Raw genomic sequence first — 25,198 nt, forward strand, 5'->3', positions numbered from 1 at the left:
CGTCGGCTTCCGGGCATAGGTACGGAAGGGATCTGACCCTGGACTCAATCCAGACTGGACAAAATGAATGTGACCTGCGTCACACACCTGCGAGCGGTCTCAGCCCGCCCGGTGCACCACCAGATCGCAGAGCTCGACGAGCGAGGTCTTCGCGTCGCACTCCCGCAGCGGCGCGAGCGTCGCACGCGCCTCCTCCGCGAACCGCACGGTGTCCTTGCGCGCCTGCTCCAGGGCCGGGTGGACCCGCAGCCGCGCCAGCGCCTCGGCATGCCGCGCATCGTCCGTCAGGTCCGAGTCGAGGAGCTCGCACAGGGCGATGTCATCGGGGAGCCCGAGCTTCTCCACGCGCTCACGCAGCCGCAGGACCGGAAGGGTGGGAATGCCTTCACGGAGGTCCGTGCCCGGCGTCTTGCCTGACTCACGCGAGTCGGACGCGATGTCCAGTACATCGTCGGCGAGCTGGAAAGCGACGCCGAGCCGCTCTCCGTACTGCGTCAGGACGTCCACGACGGTCTCGTCGGCGCCCGACATCATCGCGCCGAACCGGCACGCCACGGCGACCAGCGAGCCGGTCTTGCCGCCGAGCACGTCGAGGTAGTGGTCGACCGGGTCGCGCCCCTCGGTCGGGCCCGCCGTCTCCAGGATCTGGCCGGTGACCAGGCGTTCGAAGGCCTCCGCCTGGATGCGCACGGCGTCGGGGCCGAGGTCGGCCAGGATGTACGAGGCGCGGGCGAAGAGGAAGTCGCCGGTGAGGACCGCCACCGAGTTGCCCCAGCGCTGATTGGCGCTCTCGACGCCTCGGCGTACGTCCGCCTCGTCCATCACGTCATCGTGGTACAGCGTCGCGAGGTGCGTGAGCTCGACGACGACTGCGGAGGGCACGACGCCCGGTGCGAACGGATCGCCGAACTGCGAGGAGAGCATCACGAGGAGCGGCCTGAACCGCTTGCCGCCCGCGCGCACCAGGTGCTGCGCGGCCTCCGTGATGAAGGGGACCCCGCTCTTGGTGGCGTCGAGCAGACCTTCCTCGACGGCCACCAATCCGGCCTGGACATCGGCTTCGAGAGCCTGGTCCCGCACGCTGAGGCCGAAGGGCCCGACGACGGTCACGAGGGGTTCTCCTGTCTGCTGACGATCACAAGTCGGTCGCTCGGTCGATCATCACTCGGTCGATCTTTGCGCGATGACGGGGTCGATGACACGGTTTGTCGATGTGTCGCTGCCATTACTCAAGTCAGCGTATCCGGTCGCCTTTCGATCACAGTGGGCACCCGCCTGTGCCATGCCGCCCAGGCGACGTTCCATGACCACCGGTATGTTCTTGATCAGCTGATACGACCGAGAAGACCGCATCACCCCACTAACGGCGGAAACCCCGCGCCGCTAACAGCAGAAGCCCCATCAACAACGGAACTACCCGGAGCAGAACCTTTGTCCCGCACCGAGGCCGACACCGAGCCGCCCGCTGAACCACCCACGGAGCCGCCACCGGGCGACGACCACGCCTTCTTCGGGCAGCCGCGCGGGCTGCTCACCCTCTCCGGCCTCGAGGTCTGGGAACGCTTCTCGTTCCTCGGGATGCAGGCCATCCTGGTCCTCTACTTCGCGGACTCCGTCACGAACGACGGCATGGGCATGGATTCCGGGACCGCCGCGTCGGTGTCGGCGGCGTACGGAACACTCGTCTATCTGGTGTCGGTGGCGGGCGGCTGGCTCGCCGACCGCATCCTCGGCTCGTACCGCGCGGTCCTGTGGGGCGGCATCCTCATCGCCTGCGGCCACTACTCGATGGCGGTCCCGACGGCGACGATGACCTGGGTCGGCCTCGGCCTGATCAGCGCGGGTACGGGTCTGCTCAAACCGAACGTCGCCTCGATGGTGGGCAAGCTCTACCGCACCGACGACGACCGGCGTGACGCGGGCTTCGCGCTGTACTACATGGGCATCAACATCGGTGCCTTCGCGGGCCCGCTGATCACCGGCTGGCTCGGCGACCACAAGGGCTGGCACTGGGGCTTCTCGGCGGCCGCGATCGGCATGACGTTCGGCCTGATCCAGTACGTCCTGGGCCGCCGCCACCTCGCCGGACGCAAGGCGACGGCCGAATTCGCGCTGCCCAAGGACGCGATGCGCCGCGCGGTCGTCCTGATCGTCGTGGGCGTCCTCGTGGTCGCCGCCGTCGCGGCCCTGCTCGCCGGCGTCGGCTGGCTGACGATGGACCGCTTCGTCGACCTGCTCACCGTCATCTCGGTGATCGCGCCGGTCGTCTACTTCGTGGTCATGTTCCGCAGCCCGCGCGTGAGCGGCGAGGAACGCGGGCGCCTGAAGCCCTACGTGGTCCTCTTCCTGGCCTCGGTCGTCTTCAACTTCATCCTCTTCCAGGCCTACTCGACGATGATCCTGCTCGCCTCGACGAACGCCGAGACCTCGATCTTCGGCTTCACCTTCCCCGCCAGCTGGTACGCCTCCGCGCTCGGCGCCTTCGAGGTCGCGCTCGCCCCGGTCGTCGCCGCGGTCTGGGCCCGGATGGGCCATCGCCAGCCGCACGCCTCCAACAAGATCGCGTTCGGCGTGATCCTGGGCGGTCTGTCGTTCCTCCTGATGGTCCTGCCCACCTCCGGGCACGGCGACGACTCGTACAAGATGGCGGTCTGGTGGATCGTCGGCTCGTACCTGCTGCTCGGGCTCGGCGACATCCTCGTGGAGACCTCGGGCATGTCGGCCACGACGAAGCTCGCCCCGAAGGCCTTCGCCAGCCAGACCATGGCCCTCTGGTTTCTCTCGCTCGCCCTCGCCAACGGCATCCAGGCGCAGATCGTGAAGCTCTACGGAGAGGTCTCCAACCCGGCGTACTTCGGCGTGAACGGCGCGATCGCGGTCGCCGCCGGTATCGCCGTCATCCTGCTCGCACCGTGGCTGCGCCGCACCATGCACCCCGTCCACTGAGGACACTGAGGTTCCCGAGGTTCCCGCCATGCAGATTCGCACTTCCTTCCCGTACGAGACGACGCACGAGGACGTCCGGGTACCCCTCCCGGACGGGACCAAGCTCTACGCGCGCATCTGGCGCCCGGTGACGGACGAACCCGTCCCCGCGCTCCTGGAGTACCTCCCCTACCGTCTGAGCGACTGGACGGCGCCACGCGACGCGCAGCGCCACCCCTGGTACGCGGGCCATGGCTACGCCTCCGTGCGCGTGGACGTGCGGGGCCACGGCAACTCGGAGGGTCTGCCTGGCGACGAGTACGACGCCGTGGAGCTGGCGGACGGGGTCGAGGTCGTCAACTGGCTCGCCGAGCAGCCCTGGTGCTCCGGCAAGGTCGGCATGTTCGGCATCTCCTGGGGCGGCTTCAACTCCCTCCAGATCGCGGCCCTCGCGCCCGAGCCGCTCAAGGCGATCATCACGGTCTGCTCGGCGGACGACCGCTATGACAACGACGTGCACTACATGGGTGGTTCCGTCCTCGCCGTCGACATGCACGCATGGGCGGCGACGATGCTGGCCTTCGTCTCCCGCCCGCCGGACCCGCTGTTCGTCGGCGACCGCTGGCGTCAGATGTGGGTCGACCGCCTCGAAGCCGTGGACCCCTTCATCCACACGTGGCTGGACCACCAGACGCGGGACGCGTACTGGCAGCACGGCAGCGTCTGCGAGGACTACTCGGCGATCGGCGCGGCGGTGCTCGCGGTGGGCGGCTTCCACGACCCCTACCGGGACACGGTCCTGCGCCTGGTGGAGCAGCTGCCGGGTGACGTACGGGGCTTGATCGGGCCGTGGTCGCACCAGTACCCGGACCGGGGCCTGCCGCCGGGCCCGGCGATCGGCTTCCTCCAGGAGACCCTGCGCTGGTGGGACCACCACCTCAAGGGGGTGGACACAGGCATCATGTCCGAGCCGAAGCTCCGCTCCTGGATCAGCGACTCGCACCCGCCGGCGACGGTGTACGACGAGCTGCCGGGCGGCTGGGTCGGCGACCCTTCCTGGCCTTCCCCGAACATCACCACGACCTCGTACGCCCTCCAGGGCGCCCCTCTCGTCGTCGACTCCCCCCAGCACACGGGCCTGGACGCGGGCCGCTACTTCCCCTTCGGCAACGACGCGGACTTGCCGCCGGACCAGCGGGACGAGGACGCGAAGTCGGCGTGCTTCGAGTTCGAGGTCCCCTCGGCCGTACGCATCCTGGGCCGCCCCCAGGTGACCCTTCGGCTGCGCATGGATGCCCCCACCGGCCAGGCGATCGCGCGCGTCTGCGACGTGGCGCCGGACGGCTCGTCGACCCTGGTCACCCGCGGCGCACTGAACCTCTCCGCCCGCAACGGCCGTGACCAGGTCGAGCCGTGGCCGGTCGGCGCCACGGAGGACGTGACGTTCGAACTGAACGCCATCGGCCACACCTTCCCGCCGGGACACCGGATCCGGCTCGCGGTGTCATCGGCGTACTGGCCGTGGATCTGGCCGCAGGCGGACTCGGCGGGCTTCGTCCTCGACCCGGCGGGCAGCGCGCTCGACCTCCCGGTACGGGAAGGCGATCTGGACCCCTCGATCACTTTCCCCGCCCCCGAGCAGTCAGCACCCCTCGAGGTGGTCTACCCGGCGACGCTCGACGAGCCGCGCCCCGAGCGCCTGGTCGTACGCGATGTGGCGAAGGGCGAATGGCGCCTGGAGGTGGACCCGCGCTACGGCGGTACGCGGGTCTACCCGGACGGCCTCGAATTCACCGAGGACGCGGTCGAGGCGTACACGATCAACGAGTCCGACCCCCTCAGCGCCCGCACCCGCTCCGACTGGACGATCCGGCTGCACCGCCCCGAACTGGCATGGGACGTACGGGTCGAGTCCCGCTCGGAGATCACCTGCGACGCGACGGACTTCATCACGTCCAACGAGGTGGTGTGCAAGGAGGGGGGCGAGGTGGTGTTCCACCGGACGTGGGAGAAACGCATCCCACGCACGGCGGGCTAGGACTGTCCGGGGGCTGCTCGGGCTACTCCCCCGTTGCCAGCAACCGCTCGAGCACCAGAGCCACCCCGTCATCCTCATTGGAGGAAGTAACTTCGTCCGAGGCCGACTTGAGATCGGGATGCGCGTTGGCCATGGCGACACCACGCGCCGCCCACACGAACATCGGCACGTCATTGGGCATGTCACCGAAGGCGACGGTGTCCTCCGCAGTCATCCCGAGCCGCTCGGCGGCAAGAGCGAGCCCGGTCGCCTTGGTCACCCCGCGCGGCTGGAGCTCGACGGTGCCGGGCCCTGACATGGTGACGGTGGCGAGGGGCCCCACAGCGTCACGCGCGACGGCGGCCAACTCGTCGTCGGTCAGCTCGGGATGGCGCAGGAGCACCTTGCTGATGGGCTCGGCCCAGAGCGCGTCACGCCCCTTCACCCGCACGGCGGGCAGGGTGGGGTGCGGCATCAGATACCCGGGCTCGATAAGGGTCAGCCCGTCCACTCCGTCCTGGTCAACGGCGGCGTAGAGCTGCCCGACCTCCGCCTCGATCTTCCCGAGCGCGGCCTCGGCGAGCTCCCGGTCGAGCGTCACGGACCAGACCATGCGGTCCGCACCGGCGTCGTACAACTGCGCCCCCTGCCCGCAGACGGCGAGTCCCGCACCCCCCAGATCATCGAGCAACGGCTTCACCCGCGGCGCGGGCCGCCCGGTCACCACCAGATGCCGGGCCCCCGCCCCGACCACCGCGGCCAGCGCGGCCCGCGACCGGTCGGAGACGGTGTCGTCGCCGCGCAGCAGCGTCCCGTCCAGGTCAGTGGCGATGAGTGAATATGCGAGGGGTGCAGCCATGATCCAGAGAATACGGATCCACAGCGCTGCTGAACGCAATGCGACAGGAGCTGTGACGCGCACAGTGCGCCGGTCGCACCACCGGCGCTCGAAGGATTCACCGGGACGTGTCGCTTCGAGCCATCGGCCTGCGCGAGGGCGGCGGGGTGTGCCCGAGTTGAGACCCCTCAGCCGTGCACCTTGGCCAAATGCCCCGCAAGCCGCGGCGAGGCGAACTCCGTGCCGCACACGAACCGCATGATCGGGCCGTACGACGAGCCGCCCAGCATCCCCGTGAAGTACAGGCCCGGGACCGAGGAGACATAGCCCGCGCCCAGCTTCGGTGTGCCGCGGCTGACGGCCAGGCGGGCCCGCAGTTCATGGCCGAGGAAGTCCATCGCGGCCAAGTCCACGCGGTAGCCCGTCGCCGCTATCACGTGGTCGGCGGTGAGCTCCTCGATGCGGCCGCCGGGCGTCTCCACCCGGAGGACCGACCCCTCCTCCCGCGCTTCGGACTTGATGATCCGCCGCACCTCGCGTGTCCGCACCTTGTCCTCGAAGCGGTCTCTCAGCCACCACGCGCCGAGCGGGCCCAGGATGCGGCGGACCAGGAAGTGGCGGGCCTGGGGAGGGAGGTAGCGGTACGGATCGGCGTGATAGCTGAACGCGTACAGCGACCAGGCGCGGCCGAACGGCGACTCCGGACGCAGCTTCGGCTGGTTCCACGGCGGGTCGCCGAAGTCCACCGCGCCCCTGCCGCGCGCCACGACACGCACACTCGCCCCCGCCTCGGCCGCCAGCGCGGCGGTCTCCAAGGCTGATTGACCGGCCCCGACGACTATCAGTTCACGGCCGGAGAAACGTGACAGATCGTGGTGCTGGGAGCTGTGCGAGACGGGCCCTGTGGGGGTCGGCCCGTCCGGCGCGGCTGCGGCGAGCTCGCGCGGGACATGAGCGAGACCGGACAGGCCGGTCGCGACGACGACCGCGCGTGCCGTGAACTGCTCGCCCGAGTCCAGCTTCAGCTCGAAGCCCGCCGTGCCTCTTCGCTCCACCGACACCACCCGCACCCGCTCGAGCTCGGGCACGAGCTTCTGCTGGAACCACTCCCCGTAGGCCACGAACGTCGCGGCGGGGATGATGTCCTCGTCCGTGACGAGGCGTGGGATTCCTGCCGCGTCGCAGTAGTCCACGAGTCTGTATCCGCGCTGTGGCGCGTCGATGTTCGAGGCTACGGGCGTCGATTTGAGAAGCATCCCCGCCGGCATGTGGTCACGCCAACTCACCATCGGGTCACCGAAGATCCGCACCGGGATGCCGCGCGCCCGCAGATGGGCCGCGGTGGACAGGCCGTACGGCCCCGCCCCGATGACTGCTACTGGATGGATCACGAAGTCCCTCCCCAGGACGTCACTTACCGCGTGTGCCTACTTCGTGGTGCCGCTCTGCTAATTGCCGGTGGTGCTGTGCGAACTGGTCGTGCTGCCACGGCGGTTGGTCCGCCACAGTTGGTACAGATGCTTCGCCCCCGGCCGTACGAAACGGGCGAGCATCGTGAAGAACGGCTTCATGTCGTCGGCCGCGAGCCACGCCAGCTCCGTGCCGCTCGCGCGTGGGGGCGCGTGCGGCGTGGTGTATCCGCTGCGGCGGTAGGCGAGGAGGGCGGGCAGGTCGATGTTCTCGACGACGTACCGATGGCCGGCGCGCTGTTCCCCCTCCGGAACCGGGCGCCCTGTCAGGTGCAGGTGCATCGCACGGACGACGTCGATCCCCGACTCGCTCTCGAAGAGCCGGAACTGGGCACCCATGCGGGGGTTGAAATCGAGCAGTTTGTACTGACCGTCGCGCCGGTCGAAGCGCAGGTCGAGGTCGATGACGCCGGTGAAGCCGATCTGCTTGATAAAACGTGCGGCGAGGTCCGCGAGTTCCGGATTGTCGACGACGTACGCATTCGCCGTCATCCCCGCGTGCGGCGGCCAGGAGCGGACTTTGACGCCCGTGAACATCGCCAGGGGTGTCGAGTCCGCGTCGAAGTACGCGTGCACGATCCAGTCCTCGGCCTGCTCGCGCGGCAGATACTCCTGAAGGATCACTCCGGGCCGTACGCCCCAGTCGCGGGCGAGGCTCAGCAGGCCGTCGGACGTCTCTATACGTGTCGTCCCGTTCACCGCGGGACGGCTGCGGCGCGTGAACGCCTCGCGGTTCTTGGCGACCACGGGGAAGACCGCCGATGCGGCGAACTCCTCGATGTCCCCGTAACTCTCGGGGAAGGCCGCGGCCGGCGAGGCGATGCCGTGCTCCACGCACAGCTCGTGCAGGCCCTGCTTGCTGGCGAGGCGGCGGGGTAACTCCGGCTCTACGCGTGGGAAGAGGAATCCCGCGTCACTCAGCGGCCCTTGATGCTCGGCGATGAGAACGGCCGCTTCCTCGTCGGTCGGGATCAGGACCGCAGGCCTGCCGATCCGGCGCGCGACGCGCAGCATCCCGTCGACGAGCCGCTCCGGCTCCTCCGCCCCGGTGGTCGGCCAGGGAAAGGCACGGGTGAGGTGGCGGGAGGCCGCGGCGGGCGTGTACCGGTCCTCCGTGATCGCGTACATGGGCACGCCAAGGCGCCCGAGGCTGCGGATCGCACCCACGCCGCCGTGGTGCAGCGGATAGCTGCCGAACTTCACGATCAGGCCGGGCACCCCTCGGTCCACCGAGAAAGGCACGCTGTCGTCACTCCTGGCCACGGGTCCCCCCACGTGTCCCCTCAATCCGACCCGGACCCAGCCAGTCCGCGTCCCCCAAAAGACGCTAAGCCCGAATTGACCCCTCCAGCAAGGCTTATTCGGACATTGCTAACTCTTTAGCCACTGCCGTAACCAGGGACTTTCCACGTACCGTGTGGCACACCCATATGGAAAGCGAGGCAGGTACGCATGTCCGAGCAGACCCCGCTCGATCCGGCCGGGAGCAACCCTTCCGTCCCCTCCGAAGGCGACCCCTTCGCTCTCACCGAGGGCCACCTTTTCGGGCCGCACAATCTCCCGTACGGCGTGTTCTCCCTGGCCGGCGACTCGGCCCACGCCTCGGCCGGGGGCCCGGAGCGCCGGGTCGGTGTGCGGCTCGGCGATCATGTCCTGGACGCGGGCGCCGCGGCCGCGGCACTCGGCTCGCCCTATGTCTCACTGCTCTCCCGGCCCACGCTTAACCCGCTGCTCGCCGCGGGCCGCACGGCCTGGTCCGACGTACGGCGCGCGCTCACGGCGTGGGTGACGGTCCCGGCCCACCGCGAGGTCGTGCGCCCCCTCCTCCACCCGCTATCCGAGGTCACACTGCACCTCCCCTTCGAGGTCGCGGACTATGTGGACTTCTACGCCTCCGAACACCACGCGACTCATCTGGGGCAGATCTTCCGCCCCGAATCACCGACTCCGCTGACCCCCAACTGGAAGCACCTGCCCATCGGGTACCACGGCCGATCCGGCACCGTTGTGGTCTCTGGGACGGAAGTGGTACGCCCCACGGGTCAGCGCAAGGCCCCCGCGGAGACGGCACCGGTCTTCGGGCCCTCGGTCCGGCTCGACATCGAGGCCGAGGTCGGCTTCGTCGTGGGTACGCCGTCGGAGCTCGGCACGCCGGTGCCGCTCGCGGACTTCCGGGAGCACGTCTTCGGGCTCAGCCTCCTCAACGACTGGTCGGCGCGTGACATCCAGGCCTGGGAGTACGTCCCGCTCGGACCGTTCCTCGGCAAGTCCTTCTGCACCTCCGTCTCGGCGTGGATCACCCCCCTTGAGGCCTTGGACGCGGCGCGGGTCGCCCCTCCCGCCCGTACGCACGAGCTCCTCCCCTACCTGGACGACTCGGCGGAGTCCGTCGCAGACGAGCCCGCGGGCTACGACCTGCGCATCACCGTCACGCTGAACGGCCACGTCATCTCCGAGCCGCCCTTCTCCACCGTCTACTGGACGGCCGCCCAGCAGCTGGCCCATATGACGGTGAACGGCGCGTCCCTGCGCACGGGTGATCTGTACGGCTCTGGCACGGTGAGCGGGCCGTCCGAGGGTCAGTACGGCTCGCTGATCGAGATCACCTGGAACGGCCGCGACGCTCTTGTCCTTCCGGACGGGAAGCGGACGTTCCTCGAGGATGGTGATGAGGTGACCCTCTCGGCGTGGGCCCCGGGCCCGGATGGCACCCGGGTGGGCCTCGGAGAGGTTTCTGGCAGGGTCGCCGCGGCCCGTTGACACTGCCGGCCGGGGGTGGGTCACCCCCGGCGGCAGCGGTTCCGCGCGGTGCGTTCGATCTTCTGCGGCGCCGTCGTGGCTGGCCGTGCAGTTCCCCGCGCCCCTTTGGGGCGCTCAGAACTCGTCCGGCGGCTCCGGCCACTCCTCCGGAGCCTGTGAGGCCTCCGCAGGATGCGTGGCCGTACCGTCCAGTTCCGCGAGGACCTCCAGCACCCCCTCCCCGTACGTAGCCAGCTTCTTCTCGCCGAGGCCGCCGATTCCGCCGAGTTCCGCCAGGGAGCCCGGTCGGAGCGTGGCGATCTCCCGCAGTGTGGCGTCATGGAAGATCACGTATGCCGGGAGGCCCAGCTCCTTGGCCTGTGCCCCGCGCCACGCCCGCAGCGCCTCGAACACCGGCACCGCTTCCTGAGGCAGGTCGGCGACGGCCGCCGCGGACTTCGCCCTCCGCTCGCCCTTCGCGGACGCGGACTTCGCCGCGGCAGGCCGCTTCGGCTCCTTGCGCAACCGCACCTCCCGCTCGCGGCCGAGCACAGTGCCGCTCTCCTCGGTCAGGACCAGCGTCCCGTACTCCCCCTCGACCGCGATCAGGCCCTGCGCCAGCAACTGCCGCACCACGCCCCGCCATTCCGCATCGGCGAGCTCCTCGCCGATGCCGAAGACCGAGAGCTGGTCGTGGTCGAACTGGATGATCTTGGCGGTCTTCTTGCCGAGCAGGATGTCGATGATCTGGCCGGCGCCGAACTTCTGCCCGCGCTCGCGCTGGAGACGGACGACCGTGGAGAGGACCTTCTGGGCCGCCACCGTGCCGTCCCAGGTCTCCGGCGGTGTGAGGCAGGTGTCGCAGTTGCCGCAGGACTGGCCGTCCGCATCCTGGCCGAAGTACGTCAGGAGCTGGCCCCTGCGGCACTGGGCCGTCTCGCACAGCGCCAGCATCGATTCCAGGTGTGAGGCCGCCCGGCGGCGGAACGCCTCGTCGCCCTCGCTGCCCTGGATCATCTTCCGCTGCTGGACGACGTCCTGGAGGCCGTACGCCATCCAGGCCGTGGAGGGGAGTCCGTCACGGCCCGCACGGCCCGTTTCCTGGTAGTACCCCTCGACCGACTTCGGCAGGTCGAGGTGGGCGACGAAACGGACGTCCGGCTTGTCGATGCCCATGCCGAAGGCGATCGTGGCGCACACGACCAGGCCGTCCTCCCTGAGGAAGCGCGACTGGTGTCTGGCGCGCGTCCCGCCGTCGAGACCCGCGTGGTACGGCACGGCCTCGATGCCGTTCCGGCAGAGGAACTCAGCGGTCTTCTCGACCGAGTTGCGCGAGAGGCAGTAGACGATGCCCGCGTCTCCCGCGTGCTCCTCCTTGAGGAAGGACAGGAGCTGCTTCTTGGGCTCGGCCTTGGGCACGATGCGGTACTGGATGTTGGGCCGGTCGAAGCTCGCCACGAAGTGCTTGGCGTCCGGCATACCGAGCCGCTCGGTGAGCTCCCGGTGGGTGGCGTGCGTCGCCGTCGCCGTCAGGGCGATGCGCGGTACGTCGGGCCAGCGCTCGCCGAGCAGGGAGAGTGCCAGATAGTCGGGGCGGAAGTCGTGGCCCCACTGCGCGACGCAGTGCGCCTCGTCGATCGCGAAGACGGAGATCTTGGCGCGCGAGAGCAGATCGAGCGTCCCCTCGAGGCGCAGCCGCTCGGGTGCCAGATAGAGCACGTCGAGCTCCCCCGCGAGGAACTCGGCCTCCATCACGCGCCGCTCGTCGAAGTCCTGCGTGGAGTTGATGAACCCGGCCCGCACGCCGAGCGCCCGCAGCGCGTCGACCTGGTCCTGCATGAGCGCGATGAGCGGCGAGACGACTACGCCGGTGCCTGGCCTCACCAGGGCCGGGATCTGATAGCAGAGCGACTTGCCGCCACCGGTGGGCATCAGAACGACGGAGTCCCCGCCCGCGACCACATGTTCGATGATCGCTTCCTGCTCACCGCGGAACGCGTCGTACCCGAAGACGCGGTGCAGCGTCCGCAGTGCGTCACTCTCCGCCACCGCGATCGGTACGGTCACCTCGCTCATGCCATCAATCCCGTTCATCGCCCTGCCCCCGTACGTCGTGCTTCGACCACTGCCTCCACGATAGGGCGCCACACCGACAGTCACGGAGTTATCCACAGGCCACCGCCCGGCACCCCTGTCGGACGGGGTGCCGGGCGGCGGCAAGTAGAACAGCTGGACTACCGGACGAAGACCCCCGCCTGGTTCGCCAGATCCAGGAAGTACTGCGGGGCCACGCCCAGGACCAGGGTCACCGCGACACCCACGCCGATCGCGGTCATCGTCAGCGGCGACGGCACGGCGACCGTCGGGCCGTCCGCCTTCGGCTCGCTGAAGAACATGAGCACGATCACACGGATGTAGAAGAACGCCGCGATCGCGGACGAGATCACACCGACCACTACGAGCGCACCCGCGCCGCCCTCGGCCGCCGCCTTGAACACCGCGAACTTTCCGGAGAAACCGGAGGTCAGCGGGATGCCGGCGAAGGCGAGGAGGAAGACGGCGAAGACGGCCGCGACCAGCGGCGAGCGCCTGCCGAGCCCCGCCCACTTCGACAGGTGCGTGGCCTCGCCGCCCGCGTCCCGCACCAGTGTGACCACCGCGAACGCGCCGATCGTCACGAAGGAGTAGGCCGCCAGATAGAAGAGGACCGACGAGATGCCGTCCGGTGTCATGGCGATGACACCCGCGAGGATGAAGCCCGCGTGCGCGATCGAGGAGTACGCGAGGAGCCGCTTGATGTCGGTCTGGGTGATCGCGACGATCGCACCGGCCAGCATGGTGAGGATCACGACACCCCACATCACCGGACGCCAGTCCCAGCGCAGCCCCGGCAGGACCACGTAGAGCAGCCGGAGCAGCGCGCCGAAGGCGGCCACCTTCGTCGCCGCCGCCATGAAGCCGGTGACCGGCGTGGGCGCGCCCTCGTACACATCAGGCGTCCACATGTGGAACGGCACCGCGCCGACCTTGAAGAGCAGCCCCATCACGATCAGGGCGGCGCCGATCAGGAGCAGCGCGTCGTTGCCCATGGTGTCGGCGAGCGCCGGGTCGACCGTCTTGATGCTGCCGTCGACGACCTTCGCGATCGTGCCGTACGACACCGAGCCCGCGTACCCGTAGAGGAGGGCGATCCCGAAGAGCAGGAACGCCGAGGAGAACGAGCCGAGCAGGAAGTACTTGACGGCGGCTTCCTGCGACATGAGCCGCTTGCGGCGGGCGAGGGCGCACAGCAGGTAGAGCGGCAGCGAGAAGACCTCGAGGGCGATGAAGAGCGTCAGGAGGTCGTTCGCCGACGGGAAGACGAGCATCCCGCCGATCGCGAAGAGGGCCAGCGGGAACACCTCGGTGGTGGTGAACCCGGCCTTCGTGGCGGCCTGTTCGCCCGCGCTGCCCGGCACGGCACCGGCCTGCGCGGCGAACGAGTCGACGCGGTTGCCATGCGCCACGGGGTCGAGACGCCGTTCCGCGAAGGTGAAGATCGCGACGAGTCCCGCGAGGAGGATCGTGCCCTGAAGGAAGAGCGCGGGTCCGTCGACCGCGATCGCTCCCATGGCGGCGATGTGCGCCTTCGTCGAGCCGTATCCGGTGGCCGCGAGCCCGACGACCGCGGCGAAGGCCGCGGTGATGGCGACGACGGCCACGAACACCTGGACGTAGTAACGGGACTTGCGGGGCACGAAGGCCTCGATGAGCACCCCGATGACCGCCGCACCGATGACGATCAACGTCGGCGACAGCTGCGCGTACTCGATCGTGGGAGTGTCGATCTTGTCGATCTGATCTTGGGGCGCCGCGGCCGACGCCATTGTCCACAGGCTGTGGACGGCTGATGCGCTCACTTGGCCGCCTCCACGTCGGGCTTCGGGTCCTTCTTCTGTACGTCGGACATGGTGTGCTTGACCGCCGGGTTCACAAGATCGGTGAGCGGCTTCGGGTAGACGCCGAGGCCGATCAGGAGCGCGATCAGCGGCGCGACGACCACGAGTTCACGCACCCGCAGGTCAGGCATGGCCGAGACCTCCGGCTTCACCGGGCCCGTCATCGTCCGCTGGTAGAGGACGAGGGTGTAGAGCGCGGCGAGCACGATGCCGATGGTGGCGATGATGCCGACCACCGGATAGCGCGCGAACGCGCCGACCAGGACCAGGAATTCACTCACGAACGGCGCGAGCCCCGGCAGCGAGAGCGTCGCGAGAGAGCCGATCAGGAAGGTGCCCGCGAGCACCGGTGCGACCTTCTGCACCCCTCCGTAGTCCGCGATGAGCCGCGAACCGCGCCGCGAGATCAGGAAGCCGGCCACCAGCATCAGGGCGGCCGTCGAGATCCCGTGGTTGACCATGTAGAGCGTCGCGCCGGACTGCCCCTGGGACGTCATCGCGAAGATGCCGAGAATGATGAACCCGAAGTGCGAGATCGACGCGTACGCCACCAGGCGCTTGATGTCACGCTGGCCGACCGCGAGCAGTGCGCCGTAGACGATGCTGATCAGCGCCAGTACGAGGATGACCGGCGTCGCCCACTTGCTCGCCTCGGGGAAGAGACCGAGGCAGAACCGCAGCATCGCGAACGTGCCGACCTTGTCGACGACTGCCGTGATCAGTACGGCGACCGGGGCCGTGGCCTCGCCCATCGCGTTCGGCAGCCAGGTGTGCAGCGGCCACAGCGGCGCCTTCACCGCGAAGGCGAAGAAGAAGCCGAGGAAGAGCAGGCGCTCGGTGTTGGTCGCCATGTCGAGCGTGCCGTTGGCCCGCGCCTCGGCGATCTCCTGGAGCGAGAAGTTCCCCGCCACTACGTAGAGCCCGATCACGGCGGCCAGCATGATGAGGCCGCCGACCAGGTTGTAGAGGAGGAACTTCACGGCCGCGTACGAGCGTTGCGCCGATGCCTTCTCGTCGCTGCCCGCGTGAGCGCGGTCTCCGAAGCCGCCGATGAGGAAGTACATCGGGATGAGCATGGCTTCGAAGAAGATGTAGAAGAGGAAGACGTCGGTGGCCGCGAAGGAGATGATCACCATCGCCTCGACGGCCAGGATCAGGGCGAAGAAGCCCTGGGTCGGCCGCCAGCGCGAGGACTTCGTCTCCAGGGGGTCGGCGTCGTGCCAGCCCGCCAGGATGATGAAGGGCATCAGCAGGGCGGTGAGCGCGAGGAGCGCGACACCGATGCCGTCAACCCCGAGCTCGTACCGCACCCCGAATTCCGCGATCCAGGCCCGCGATTCGGTCAGTTGATAGCGGGATCCGTCGGGGTCGAAGCGCACGAGCACGGTCACGGCGAGCGCGAGCGTGGCGAGCGAGACGAGCAGCGCGAGCCACTTGGCGGCGGTCCGCCGGGCGGCCGGGACGGCTGCCGTGGCGATCGCGCCGACCGCGGGGAGCACCGCCGTCGCTGTCAGCAGAGGAAAGGACATCGGTATCAGACCGCCCTCATCAGCAGGGTCACGGCGATGAGTACCGCAACGCCGCCGAACATCGAGACCGCGTAGGAGCGGGCATAGCCGTTCTGCATCTTGCGCAGCCGTCCGGAGAGCCCGCCGACCGAGGCCGCCGTGCCGTTGACGACGCCGTCGACCAGGGTGTGGTCGACGTACACCAGGGAGCGGGTGAGGTGCTCTCCGCCACGCACCAGGACGACGTGGTTGAAGTCGTCCTGAAGGAGATCGCGCCGGGCCGCCCGGGTGACCAGCGAACCGCGCGGGGCGGTGACCGGGACGGGACGGCGGCCGTACTGGACGTAGGCGAGGGCCACACCGATGACCAGGACCACCATGGTGGCGCCGGTGACCGTGGTGGCACTCAGCGGAGAGTCACCGTGGTCGTGGTGGGTGACCGGCTCCAGCCAGTGCATGAAGCGGTCGCCGATGCTGAAGAACCCACCCGCGAAGACCGACCCGAAGGCGAGCACGATCATCGGGATCGTCATCGACTTGGGCGACTCGTGCGGGTGCGGTTCGTTGCCTTCCGCATCCGGCTGCCACCGCTTCTCACCGAAGAAGGTCATGATCATCACGCGCGTCATGTAGAACGCGGTGATCGCGGCGCCGAGCAGCGCGACCGAGCCGAGGATCCAGCCCTCCGTGCCGCCCTTGGCGAACGCCGCCTCGATGATCTTGTCCTTGGAGAAGAAGCCGGACAGACCGGGGAAGCCGATGATCGCCAGATAGCCGAGCCCGAAGGTCACGAAGGTGACCGGCATGTACTTCCTGAGGCCGCCGTACTTCCTCATGTCGACCTCTTCGTTCATGCCGTGCATGACCGAACCGGCCCCGAGGAAGAGCCCCGCCTTGAAGAAGCCGTGCGTCACCAGGTGCATGATCGCGAATACGTAGCCGATGGGGCCGAGGCCCGCGGCCAGGATCATGTACCCGATCTGGGACATCGTCGACCCGGCGAGGGCCTTCTTGATGTCGTCCTTCGCGCAACCGACGATCGCACCGAAGAGAAGCGTGACCGCGCCCACGACGGTGACGACGAGCTGGGCGTCCGGCGCCGCGTTGAAGATCTCGCCGGAGCGGACGATCAAGTACACGCCCGCGGTCACCATCGTCGCCGCGTGGATGAGGGCCGAGACCGGGGTCGGGCCCTCCATCGCGTCGCCGAGCCAGGACTGCAGCGGCACCTGGGCGGACTTGCCGCAGGCCGCGAGCAGCAGCATCAGGCCGATGGCCGTCAGCTTGCCCTCCGACGTCTCACCGGTGGCCTCCAGGACAGGCCCGAAGGCGAACGTCCCGAAGGTGGTGAACATCAGCATGATCGCGATCGAGAGGCCCATGTCGCCGACCCTGTTGACCAGGAAGGCCTTCTTCGCGGCGGTGGCCGCGCTGGGCTTGTGCTGCCAGAAGCCGATCAGGAGGTACGAGGCGAGGCCCACGCCCTCCCATCCGACGTACAGGAGCAGGTAGTTGTCGGCGAGGACCAGGATGAGCATCGCCGCGAGGAACAGGTTCAGATAGCCGAAGAAGCGGCGGCGCCGCTCGTCGTGCTCCATGTACCCGATGGAGTAGATGTGGATCAGTGTGCCCACACCGGTGATCAGCAGGACGAACGTCATCGACAACTGGTCGAGCTGGAAGGCGACGTCCGCCTGGAAGCCCTCTACGGGGATCCAGCTGAACAGGTGCTGCGACAGGGAGCGCTCCTCGGCGCCCTTGCCCAGCATGTCGGCGAAGAGCACCGCACCGACGACGAAGGAGGCGGCAGCGAGCAGGGTGCCGAGCCAGTGGCCCACACGGTCCAACCGCCGCCCGCCGCACAGCAGTACGGCCGCTCCGAGCAGAGGCGCCGCTACGAGCAGCGCGATCAGGTTCTCCACTTTTCAGCGACCCCTTACAGCTTCATCAGGCTGGCGTCGTCGACCGAGGCCGAGTGACGGGAGCGGAACAGCGACACGATGATCGCGAGGCCGACCACGACTTCCGCCGCGGCGACGACCATCGTGAAGAAGGCGATGATCTGGCCGTCGAGATTGCCGTGCAGCCGGGAGAAGGCGACGAAGGCCAAGTTGCACGCGTTGAGCATCAGCTCGATACACATGAAGACCACGATCGCGTTCCGCCTGATCAGTACGCCGGTGGCGCCGATCGAGAACAACAGCGCCGCGAGATACAGGTAGTTGACCGGATTCACTTCGACGCCTCCTCGCTCTTGGACGACCGCTCGAGACGGTCCTCGGAGCGCTGCTCCAGGGCCCGCAGATCGTCAAGGGCCTCGTTGGACACATCGCGGATCTGGCCGCGCTCACGCAGTGTCTTGTTGACCGTGAGCTCCGACGGGGTGCCGTCGGGGAGCAGGCCCGCGACGTCCACGGCGTTGTGCCGGGCGTAGACACCGGGGGCGGGCAACGGCGGCAGGTGATTGGACCGCACGCGCTCCTCGGACATCTCGCGCTGCGTCTTGGCGCGCTCCGTGCGCTCGCGGTGGGTGAGCACCATCGCGCCGACCGTGGCGGTGATGAGCAGCGCGCCGGTGATCTCGAAGGCGAAGACGTACTTCGTGAAGATGCTCTCGGCGAGGCCCTGCACATTGCCGCCTGCGTTCGCCTTGCTCAGCCCGGCGAACTCGCTCACCGAGGCGTTCCCGATCCCCGCGAAGAGCAGGATGGCGAAGCCGAAGCCGCAGAGGCCCGCCAGCCAGCGCTGCCCCTTGATGGTCTCCTTCAGGGAGTCGGCGGCGGTGACGCCGACGAGCATGACCACGAAGAGGAAGAGCATCATGATCGCGCCGGTGTAGACGACGACCTGGACGATGCCCAGGAAGTACGCCCCGTTGGCGAGGTAGAAGACCGCCAGGATGATCATGGTCCCGGCGAGACAGAGCGCGCTGTGCACGGCCTTCTTCATAAGGATGGTGCACAGGGCGCCGATCACGGCGACCGTGCCGAGCACCCAGAACTGCACGGCCTCACCGGTGGAGGTGGTGTAGGCGGCGAGCGCGGTCATGCCTCCACCCCCTCTTCCTGGTGCTCGCCAGCGGGCTTCTCGCCCTTGCTGACGGCCACTTGGGGCACCGTGCCGGGCGCCGCCTCGGTCACCAGACCGCGGTAGTAGTCCTGCTCGTCCGTACCCGGGAAGATCGAGTGCGGTGACTCGACCATGCCTTCCTCCAGGCCGGCGAGCAGCTGCTCCTTGGTGAAGATGAGCTTCTCGCGGCTGCTGTCGGCCAGCTCGAACTCGTTCGTCATCGTCAACGCGCGCGTGGGGCACGCCTCGATGCACAGACCGCACAGGATGCAGCGGGCGTAGTTGATCTGGTAGACGCGGCCGTAACGCTCGCCCGGGGAGTAGCGCTCTTCCTCGGTGTTGTCCGCGCCTTCCACATAGATCGCGTCCGCGGGGCAGGCCCAGGCGCAGAGCTCGCAGCCGATGCACTTCTCCAGGCCGTCCGGATGGCGGTTGAGCTGGTGCCTGCCGTGGAAGCGGGGAGCGGTGGTCTTCTCCTGCTCCGGATACTGCTCGGTCAGCCGCTTCTTGAACATGGCCTTGAAGGTCACGCCGAAGCCCGCGACGGGGTTCTGGAACCCCTGCTTCGATTGGTTCGACTCGCTCTGTGACTGGTGTGACTCTTTCTTCGACTCAGCCATCGGACGCCTCCTTTCCGTCACTTCGGGTTCCGTCACTTTGAGTATCCGGCCCACCACTGACAATCAACTCCCGCTCCTGTCGCGGGCGTCGGCGCGGTACGGGCGGCAGGCTCTGTCCGGGCAGCGGCGGGACCGGGAATCCGCCCGCCATCGGGTCGAAGGCGACCGGCTCCTCCTCGACCGCCGCTTCCTTCTCGCGCTTGTCGCGGAAGATGTCGACGACGACGGAGAGCAAGAGCAACGCGATGACTCCGCCGCCCACATAGAGCGCGATCGAGGTGAAGTCGTACTCCTCGTTCCGCATCGCCCTGACTGTCGCCACGAGCATCAGCCAGACGACGGAGACCGGGATCAGGACCTTCCAGCCGAGCTTCATCAGCTGGTCGTAGCGGACGCGTGGCAGCGTGCCGCGCAGCCAGATGAAGAAGAACAGCAGCAGCTGGACCTTGATCACGAACCAGAGCATCGGCCACCAGCCGTGGTTCGCGCCCTCCCAGAAGGTGCTGACCGGATACGGGGCCCGCCAGCCGCCCAGGAAGAGGGTGACCGAGACCGCCGAGACGGTGACCATGTTGACGTACTCGGCGAGCATGAACAGCGCGAACTTGATCGACGAGTACTCGGTGTTGAAGCCGCCGACCAGGTCGCCCTCGGACTCCGGCATGTCGAAGGGAGCGCGGTTGGTCTCACCGATCATCGTGATGATGTAGATCAGGAACGAGACCGGAAGCAGCAGGACGTACCAGCGGTCCGCCTGCGCCTCCACGATCGCCGATGTCGACATCGACCCGGAGTAGAGGAACACCGAGGCGAAGGCCGCGCCCATCGCGATCTCGTACGAGATCATCTGCGCGCAGGAGCGCAGGCCGCCGAGGAGCGGATAGGTGGAGCCGGAGCTCCAACCGGCGAGCACGATGCCGTAGATGCCGACCGAGGCGACCGCGAGGATGTAGAGCATCGCGATCGGCAGGTCGGTGAGCTGCATCGTCGTGCGCTGGCCGAAGATCGAGACTTCGTTGCCCGCGGGACCGAAGGGGATCACCGCGATCGCCATGAAGGCCGGGATGGCCGCGATGATCGGCGCGAGGACGTACACCACCTTGTCCGCGCGCTTGACGATCACGTCTTCCTTGAGCATCAGCTTGATGCCGTCCGCGAGGGACTGCAACATGCCCCAGGGGCCGTGCCGGTTGGGCCCGATACGCAGCTGCATCCAGGCGACGACCTTGCGCTCCCAGACGATGGAGAAGAGCACCGTCACCATCAGGAACGCGAAGCAGAAGACCGCCTTGACGGCGACCAGCCACCAGGGGTCAGTGCCGAACATGGACAGGTCTTCCGCCGCAAGCGGCACCACGGTGTGCATCACGACGTCACCTCCGGGGCCTCAGAAGGCTCCGGCAGGAGCGCCGGGCCGATGCGGACGAGATCGCCGGGGCGGGCGCCGGTGTCGGAAGTGACGCCTCCCCCGGTCGAGTTCAGCGGCAGCCACACCACGCGGTCGGGCATCTCGGTGACCCGGAGCGGCAGTTCGGTCGCCCCCGCGGAGCCGGTGACGGCCAGGACGTCGCCGTCCTTCACGCCCGCCTCGGCCGCGGTGGCCGCGGAGAGCCTGGCGACCGCCGCGTGCCGCGTTCCGGCAAGGGCATCGTCGCCGTCCTGGAGGCGGCCCTGGTCGAGCAGCAGCCGGTGCCCCGCGAGAACGGCCTCTCCGGAGGCGGGCCTCTGCGACTGAGCGCCGGTCTCCACGGGCTCGGTGGCGTGCGCCCCGTCCCACCCGCCGAGCCGGTCGAGCTCGCGCCGGGCCGTCGTCAGGTCGGGAAGACCCAGGTGTACGTCCCCGGCGTCGGCCAGCATGTGCAGCACACGCGCGTCCGTCGGGGCCAGCGTGCGCGTCATCTGGTCGGGCTTGAGCGCGGCGTCGAACATCCGCGCCCGCCCCTCCCAGTTGAGGAAGGTGCCCGGCTTCTCCGCGACCGCGGCCACCGGAAGTACGACATCGGCGTGCTCGGTCACCTCACTGGGCCGCAGCTCAAGGGAGACCAGGAACCCGACCTCGGAGAACGCTTCACGCGCGCGTGCCGGGTCAGGAAGGTCGGCGACCTCCACACCCGCCACCAGGAGCGCGCCCAGTTCGCCGGTCGCGGCGGCCTCGACGATCTGGCCGGTGTCGCGGCCGTAGCGGTGCGGGAGCTCGGCGACGCCCCAGGCAGCCGCGACCTCGTCACGCGCACGCGGGTCGGTGGAAGGACGCCCGCCGGGAAGCAGCGAAGGCAGCGCGCCCGCCTCGATGGCGCCGCGCTCCCCCGCCCGGCGCGGAATCCACACCAGCCGCGCACCGGTCGCGGAGGCGGCCCGTACGGCGGCGGTGAGCCCGCCCGCCACGGCGGCCAGACGCTCACCGACGACGATCACCGCGCCTTCAGTACGAAGCGCATCGGCAGCCTTGGCACCGTCACCCTGGAGACCGGCTCCGGCGGCGAGCGCGTCGAGCCACTCCGTCTCGGTGCCGGGAGCGGCGGGCAGCAGCGTGCCGCCCGCCTTCTCCAGGCCGCGGGTCTGGAAGGTCGCGAGGGAGAAGGTCCGCTGGCCGTGCTTACGCCAGGCCTTGCGCAGCCTCAGGAAGACGCCGGGCGCCTCCTCCTCGGACTCCATGCCGACGAGCAGGACGGCGGGAGCCTTCTCCAGAGCGGCGTACGTGACGCCGCTCCCGTCGAGATCCCGGCCACGGCCCGCGACACGAGCGGCGAGGAAGTCGGCCTCCTCGCTGCTGTGCACGCGCGCGCGGAAGTCGATGTCGTTCGTATCGAGCGCCACGCGCGCGTACTTGCTGTACGCGTAGGCGTCCTCGACGGTCAGGCGCCCACCGGTGAGCACACCGGCACGGCCGCGCGCGGCGGCGAGACCGTTGGCCGCGGCTTCCAGAGCCTCGGGCCAACTGGCCGCCTCCAGCTCGCCCGTCGAGGAGTCGCGCACCAGCGGCGTGGTGAGGCGGTCCGGCTTCTGCGCGTAACGGAAGCCGAAGCGCCCCTTGTCGCAGAGCCACTCCTCATTGACCTCGGGGTCGTTCGAGGCGAGCCGCCGCATGACCTTGCCGCGCCGGTGGTCGGTGCGCGTCGCGCAGCCGCCCGCGCAGTGCTCGCAGACCGACGGCGACGACACCAGGTCGAAGGGCCGGGAGCGGAACCGATACGCCGCCGATGTCAGCGCGCCGACCGGGCAGATCTGGATGGTGTTCCCGGAGAAGTACGACTCGAAGGGGTCGCCCTCACCCGTGCCGACCTGCTGGAGCGCGCCGCGCTCAAGCAGCTCGATCATCGGGTCGCCCGCGATCTGGTTGGAGAACCGGGTGCAGCGCGCGCAGAGCACACACCGCTCGCGGTCGAGAAGGACCTGCGTCGAAATCGGCACCGGCTTCTCGAACGTCCGCTTCTTGCCCTCGAAGCGTGTGTCCGTGTCGCCGACCTGCATCGCCTGGTTCTGCAAGGGGCACTCGCCGCCCTTGTCGCAGACCGGGCAGTCCAGCGGGTGGTTGATGAGGAGCAGCTCCATGACACCGCGCTGGGCCTTCTCGGCGACCGCCGACGACAGCTGCGACTTCACGACCATGCCGTCGGTGCAGGTGATGGTGCAGGAGGCCATCGGCTTGCGCTGGCCCTCCACCTCGACGATGCACTGGCGGCAGGCGCCTGCCGGGTCGAGCAGCGGGTGGTCGCAGAACCGCGGGATCTCGATCCCGAGGAGCTCGGCGGCCCGGATCACCAACGTCCCCTTCGGGACGCTGATCTCGATGCCGTCGATCGTCAGCGACACGAGATCTTCCGGCGGAACCGCCGCCTCGCCGCCCCCGGAGGGAGCGCTGTTTGTGGTCACTGTCATGCGTTCACCTCCGAATGTGCGGCGGGCCGGTCGGCCCAGAGAGTCGCCTTGGCCGGGTCGAAGGGGCAGCCCTTGCCGGTGATGTGCTCCTCGTACTCCTCGCGGAAGTACTTGAGGGAGGAGAAGATCGGCGACGCGGCGCCGTCACCGAGAGCGCAGAAGGACTTGCCGTTGATGTTGTCGGCGATGTCGTTCAGCTTGTCCAGGTCGGACATGACGCCCTTGCCCGCCTCGATGTCGCGGAGCAACTGCACCAGCCAGTACGTCCCTTCGCGGCAGGGCGTGCACTTGCCGCAGGACTCATGGGCGTAGAACTCGGTCCAGCGCGTGACCGCCCGTACGACACAGGTCGTCTCGTCGAAGCACTGGAGCGCCTTCGTGCCGAGCATCGAACCTGCGGCGCCCACTCCCTCATAGTCCAGGGCGACGTCGAGGTGCTCGTCGGTGAACATCGGCGTCGAAGAGCCGCCCGGTGTCCAGAACTTGAGCCGGTGGCCCGCCCTGATCCCGCCGCTCATGTCGAGCAGCTGGCGCAGCGTGATGCCGAGCGGGGCTTCGTACTGGCCGGGATTGGTGACGTGCCCGCTCAGCGAATAGAGCGTGAAGCCCGGGGACTTCTCGCTGCCCATCGATTTGAACCAGTCTTTTCCGCGGTTCAGGATCGCGGGAACCGACGCGATGGATTCGACGTTATTGACAACAGTGGGGCAGGCGTAGAGGCCCGCGACGGCCGGGAAAGGGGGACGCAGTCGCGGCTGGCCACGGCGGCCTTCGAGCGAGTCGAGCAGCGCGGTCTCCTCACCACAGATGTACGCGCCGGCGCCCGCGTGCACGGTGAGTTCCAGGTCGAGTCCGCTGCCCAGGATGTTCTCGCCCAGGAATCCCGCCTCTTTCGCCTCACGCACGGCCTCGTGCAACCGCCGGAGCACGGGGACGACTTCACCACGCAGGTAGATGAAGGCATGAGAAGAACGGATCGCGTAGCACGCGATCACGATCCCCTCGATGAGGGAATGCGGGTTCGCGAAGAGGAGCGGGATGTCCTTACAGGTCCCCGGCTCCGATTCGTCGGCGTTGACAACTAGATAGTGCGGCTTTCCATCTCCCTGTGGAATGAACTGCCATTTCATTCCGGTGGGGAATCCCGCGCCGCCCCTGCCGCGCAGACCGGAGTCCTTCACGTACGCGATGAGGTCGTCCGGCGCCATGGCCAGGGCCTTGCGCAGGCCCTCGTACCCCTCGTGCCGTCGGTAGGTGTCCAGCGTCCAGGACTTCTCCTCGTCCCAGAACGCCGAAAGCACCGGCGCGAGCAGTTTCTCGGGGCTCGTCTCGTGGTCGATCTCGGCTGCCAAGGTCATCACTCCCCCTCCTCGGCGGTCGGTCCGGCCGGGTGGGCCGGGTCGGATGCCGAGGTCTGCTGCGGTGCGTCATGCGAGCTGAGGTGCTCGGCGGGCGCCTCGTCCTGCGGGCCGCCCGTTGGGCCGCCCGTGCGCGGGTGGACCACGCGCGGCTGCGGCAACTCACCCTTGGCCAGGCGCAGTCCGATCAGTGATGCGGGGCCCGCGCCGCCGCTCGCCTCGACGGCACCCGCGCGCTCGTCCGGGAAGCCCGCCAGGATCCGGGCCGTCTCCTTGTACGTGCACAAGGGGGCGCCGCGGGTCGGCTCGACCTGCACGCCCGCGCGCAGGTCGTCGACGAGCCGCTTGGCGGTCTCGGGAGTCTGGTTGTCGAAGAACTCCCAGTTGACCATCACGACGGGAGCGAAGTCACAGGCTGCGTTGCACTCGATGTGCTCCAGCGTGACCTTGCCGTCCTCTGTGGTCCCCTCGTTGCCGACGCCCAGGTGCTCCTGGAGCGACTCGAAGATCGCGTCACCGCCCATGACGGCGCACAACGTGTTCGTGCAGACCCCGACTTGGTAGTCCCCGGAGGGCTTGCGCCGGTACATCGTGTAGAAGGTCGCTACGGCGGTGACCTCGGCGGTGGTCAGGCCGAGCACCTCCGCGCAGAAGGCCATGCCCGTGCGCGTGACGTGGCCCTCCTCGGACTGCACCAGGTGCAGCAGCGGCAGGAGCGCGGACCGGGAGTCCGGGTAGCGGGAGATGACCTCCTTGGCGTCCGCTTCGAGCCTGGCGCGCACATCGGCCGGGTAGTCGGGGGCGGGGAGTTGGGGCATCCCAAGGCTGACGCCCGCGC

18 protein-coding genes are annotated in these 25,198 nt (G+C 68.7%); 3 read left to right on the top strand and 15 right to left on the bottom strand.

Annotated features, from left to right (window positions below):
* Window positions 1-99: 99 nt before the first annotated feature.
* Complete coding sequence (locus tag ACGFSB_RS17915) at window positions 100-1,110, bottom strand: polyprenyl synthetase family protein (protein WP_393399757.1); 1,011 nt, start codon at window positions 1,108-1,110, stop codon at window positions 100-102.
* Window positions 1,111-1,431: 321 nt separating this feature from the next.
* Here ACGFSB_RS17915 and ACGFSB_RS17920 point away from each other — a divergent pair, with 321 nt between their 5' ends.
* Window positions 1,432-2,946: a peptide MFS transporter gene (locus tag ACGFSB_RS17920; protein WP_393399760.1), complete on the top strand. Its 1,515-nt coding sequence runs from the start codon at window positions 1,432-1,434 to the stop codon at window positions 2,944-2,946.
* Window positions 2,947-2,974: 28 nt separating this feature from the next.
* Complete coding sequence (locus ACGFSB_RS17925) at window positions 2,975-4,963, top strand: CocE/NonD family hydrolase (RefSeq protein ID WP_393399762.1); 1,989 nt, start codon at window positions 2,975-2,977, stop codon at window positions 4,961-4,963.
* A 22-nt stretch (window positions 4,964-4,985) separates the two neighbouring features.
* Here ACGFSB_RS17925 and ACGFSB_RS17930 read toward each other — a convergent pair whose 3' ends face one another.
* The 3 genes from ACGFSB_RS17930 to ACGFSB_RS17940 all read right to left on the bottom strand — a co-directional run bounded on the left by ACGFSB_RS17930 (window position 4,986) and on the right by ACGFSB_RS17940 (window position 8,491).
* Window positions 4,986-5,801, bottom strand: a complete 816-nt coding sequence (locus tag ACGFSB_RS17930) for an HAD family hydrolase (protein WP_393399765.1) — start codon at window positions 5,799-5,801, stop codon at window positions 4,986-4,988.
* Window positions 5,802-5,968: 167 nt separating this feature from the next.
* Window positions 5,969-7,171, bottom strand: a complete 1,203-nt coding sequence (locus ACGFSB_RS17935; protein ID WP_393399768.1) for an NAD(P)-binding domain-containing protein — start codon at window positions 7,169-7,171, stop codon at window positions 5,969-5,971.
* A 57-nt stretch (window positions 7,172-7,228) separates the two neighbouring features.
* On the bottom strand, window positions 7,229-8,491 hold the full coding sequence (locus ACGFSB_RS17940; protein WP_393399770.1) for an ATP-grasp domain-containing protein: 1,263 nt from the start codon (window positions 8,489-8,491) through the stop codon (window positions 7,229-7,231).
* A gap of 210 nt (window positions 8,492-8,701) precedes the next feature.
* Here ACGFSB_RS17940 and fahA point away from each other — a divergent pair, with 210 nt between their 5' ends.
* Complete coding sequence (gene fahA / locus ACGFSB_RS17945; RefSeq protein WP_393399772.1) at window positions 8,702-10,009, top strand: fumarylacetoacetase; 1,308 nt, start codon at window positions 8,702-8,704, stop codon at window positions 10,007-10,009.
* Between the two features lie 114 nt (window positions 10,010-10,123).
* Here fahA and recQ read toward each other — a convergent pair whose 3' ends face one another.
* The 11 genes from recQ to nuoE form a co-directional block, all read right to left on the bottom strand.
* Window positions 10,124-12,064 (bottom strand): DNA helicase RecQ, encoded by a 1,941-nt coding sequence (gene recQ / locus ACGFSB_RS17950; protein ID WP_393399775.1) that lies wholly within the window; start codon window positions 12,062-12,064, stop codon window positions 10,124-10,126.
* A gap of 158 nt (window positions 12,065-12,222) precedes the next feature.
* On the bottom strand, window positions 12,223-13,887 hold the full coding sequence (gene nuoN, locus ACGFSB_RS17955) for an NADH-quinone oxidoreductase subunit NuoN (protein ID WP_393399778.1): 1,665 nt from the start codon (window positions 13,885-13,887) through the stop codon (window positions 12,223-12,225).
* Window positions 13,884-15,455 carry an NADH-quinone oxidoreductase subunit M gene (locus ACGFSB_RS17960; RefSeq protein ID WP_393399781.1) on the bottom strand — a complete coding sequence of 524 codons (1,572 nt, stop codon included), beginning with the start codon at window positions 15,453-15,455 and terminating at the stop codon, window positions 13,884-13,886. The genes nuoN and ACGFSB_RS17960 overlap by 4 nt, the downstream gene beginning before the upstream one ends.
* A 5-nt stretch (window positions 15,456-15,460) precedes the next feature.
* Window positions 15,461-17,356, bottom strand: coding sequence for an NADH-quinone oxidoreductase subunit L (gene nuoL, locus ACGFSB_RS17965; RefSeq protein ID WP_393399783.1), 1,896 nt, complete (start codon window positions 17,354-17,356; stop codon window positions 15,461-15,463).
* Window positions 17,357-17,370: 14 nt separating this feature from the next.
* Window positions 17,371-17,670 (bottom strand): NADH-quinone oxidoreductase subunit NuoK, encoded by a 300-nt coding sequence (gene nuoK, locus ACGFSB_RS17970; protein WP_249588397.1) that lies wholly within the window; start codon window positions 17,668-17,670, stop codon window positions 17,371-17,373.
* A complete protein-coding gene (locus ACGFSB_RS17975) occupies window positions 17,667-18,482 on the bottom strand; it encodes an NADH-quinone oxidoreductase subunit J (protein WP_393399787.1) in 816 nt (271 codons plus the stop codon). Before ACGFSB_RS17975 ends, nuoK begins: the two co-directional genes overlap by 4 nt.
* A complete protein-coding gene (nuoI, locus tag ACGFSB_RS17980; protein ID WP_393399789.1) occupies window positions 18,479-19,123 on the bottom strand; it encodes an NADH-quinone oxidoreductase subunit NuoI in 645 nt (214 codons plus the stop codon). Before nuoI ends, ACGFSB_RS17975 begins: the two co-directional genes overlap by 4 nt.
* Window positions 19,116-20,489 (bottom strand): NADH-quinone oxidoreductase subunit NuoH, encoded by a 1,374-nt coding sequence (gene nuoH / locus ACGFSB_RS17985; RefSeq protein ID WP_393400183.1) that lies wholly within the window; start codon window positions 20,487-20,489, stop codon window positions 19,116-19,118. The genes nuoI and nuoH overlap by 8 nt, the downstream gene beginning before the upstream one ends.
* Window positions 20,489-23,002 carry an NADH-quinone oxidoreductase subunit G gene (locus tag ACGFSB_RS17990; protein WP_393399791.1) on the bottom strand — a complete coding sequence of 838 codons (2,514 nt, stop codon included), beginning with the start codon at window positions 23,000-23,002 and terminating at the stop codon, window positions 20,489-20,491. The genes nuoH and ACGFSB_RS17990 overlap by 1 nt, the downstream gene beginning before the upstream one ends.
* Window positions 22,999-24,360, bottom strand: coding sequence for an NADH-quinone oxidoreductase subunit NuoF (gene nuoF, locus ACGFSB_RS17995; protein ID WP_393399794.1), 1,362 nt, complete (start codon window positions 24,358-24,360; stop codon window positions 22,999-23,001). The genes ACGFSB_RS17990 and nuoF overlap by 4 nt, the downstream gene beginning before the upstream one ends.
* Window positions 24,360-25,178, bottom strand: a complete 819-nt coding sequence (nuoE, locus tag ACGFSB_RS18000) for an NADH-quinone oxidoreductase subunit NuoE (protein WP_393400185.1) — start codon at window positions 25,176-25,178, stop codon at window positions 24,360-24,362. The genes nuoF and nuoE overlap by 1 nt, the downstream gene beginning before the upstream one ends.
* Between the last annotated feature and the right edge of the window lie 20 nt (window positions 25,179-25,198).

The organism is Streptomyces sp. NPDC048441, from assembly GCF_043200235.1.
Taxonomy (GTDB): domain Bacteria; phylum Actinomycetota; class Actinomycetes; order Streptomycetales; family Streptomycetaceae; genus Streptomyces.

Coding starts and splice junctions, on each gene's coding strand:
- ACGFSB_RS17925 (WP_393399762.1), top strand. CDS start 2,975: ATGCAGATTCGCACTTCCTTCCCGTACGAGACGACGCACGAGGACGTC.
- nuoE (WP_393400185.1), bottom strand. CDS start 25,178: ATGCCCCAACTCCCCGCCCCCGACTACCCGGCCGATGTGCGCGCCAGG.
- nuoH (WP_393400183.1), bottom strand. CDS start 20,489: ATGCACACCGTGGTGCCGCTTGCGGCGGAAGACCTGTCCATGTTCGGC.
- nuoI (WP_393399789.1), bottom strand. CDS start 19,123: ATGGCTGAGTCGAAGAAAGAGTCACACCAGTCACAGAGCGAGTCGAAC.
- nuoF (WP_393399794.1), bottom strand. CDS start 24,360: ATGACCTTGGCAGCCGAGATCGACCACGAGACGAGCCCCGAGAAACTG.
- recQ (WP_393399775.1), bottom strand. CDS start 12,064: ATGAGCGAGGTGACCGTACCGATCGCGGTGGCGGAGAGTGACGCACTG.
- ACGFSB_RS17990 (WP_393399791.1), bottom strand. CDS start 23,002: ATGACAGTGACCACAAACAGCGCTCCCTCCGGGGGCGGCGAGGCGGCG.
- fahA (WP_393399772.1), top strand. CDS start 8,702: ATGTCCGAGCAGACCCCGCTCGATCCGGCCGGGAGCAACCCTTCCGTC.
- ACGFSB_RS17960 (WP_393399781.1), bottom strand. CDS start 15,455: ATGTCCTTTCCTCTGCTGACAGCGACGGCGGTGCTCCCCGCGGTCGGC.
- ACGFSB_RS17930 (WP_393399765.1), bottom strand. CDS start 5,801: ATGGCTGCACCCCTCGCATATTCACTCATCGCCACTGACCTGGACGGG.
- ACGFSB_RS17975 (WP_393399787.1), bottom strand. CDS start 18,482: ATGACCGCGCTCGCCGCCTACACCACCTCCACCGGTGAGGCCGTGCAG.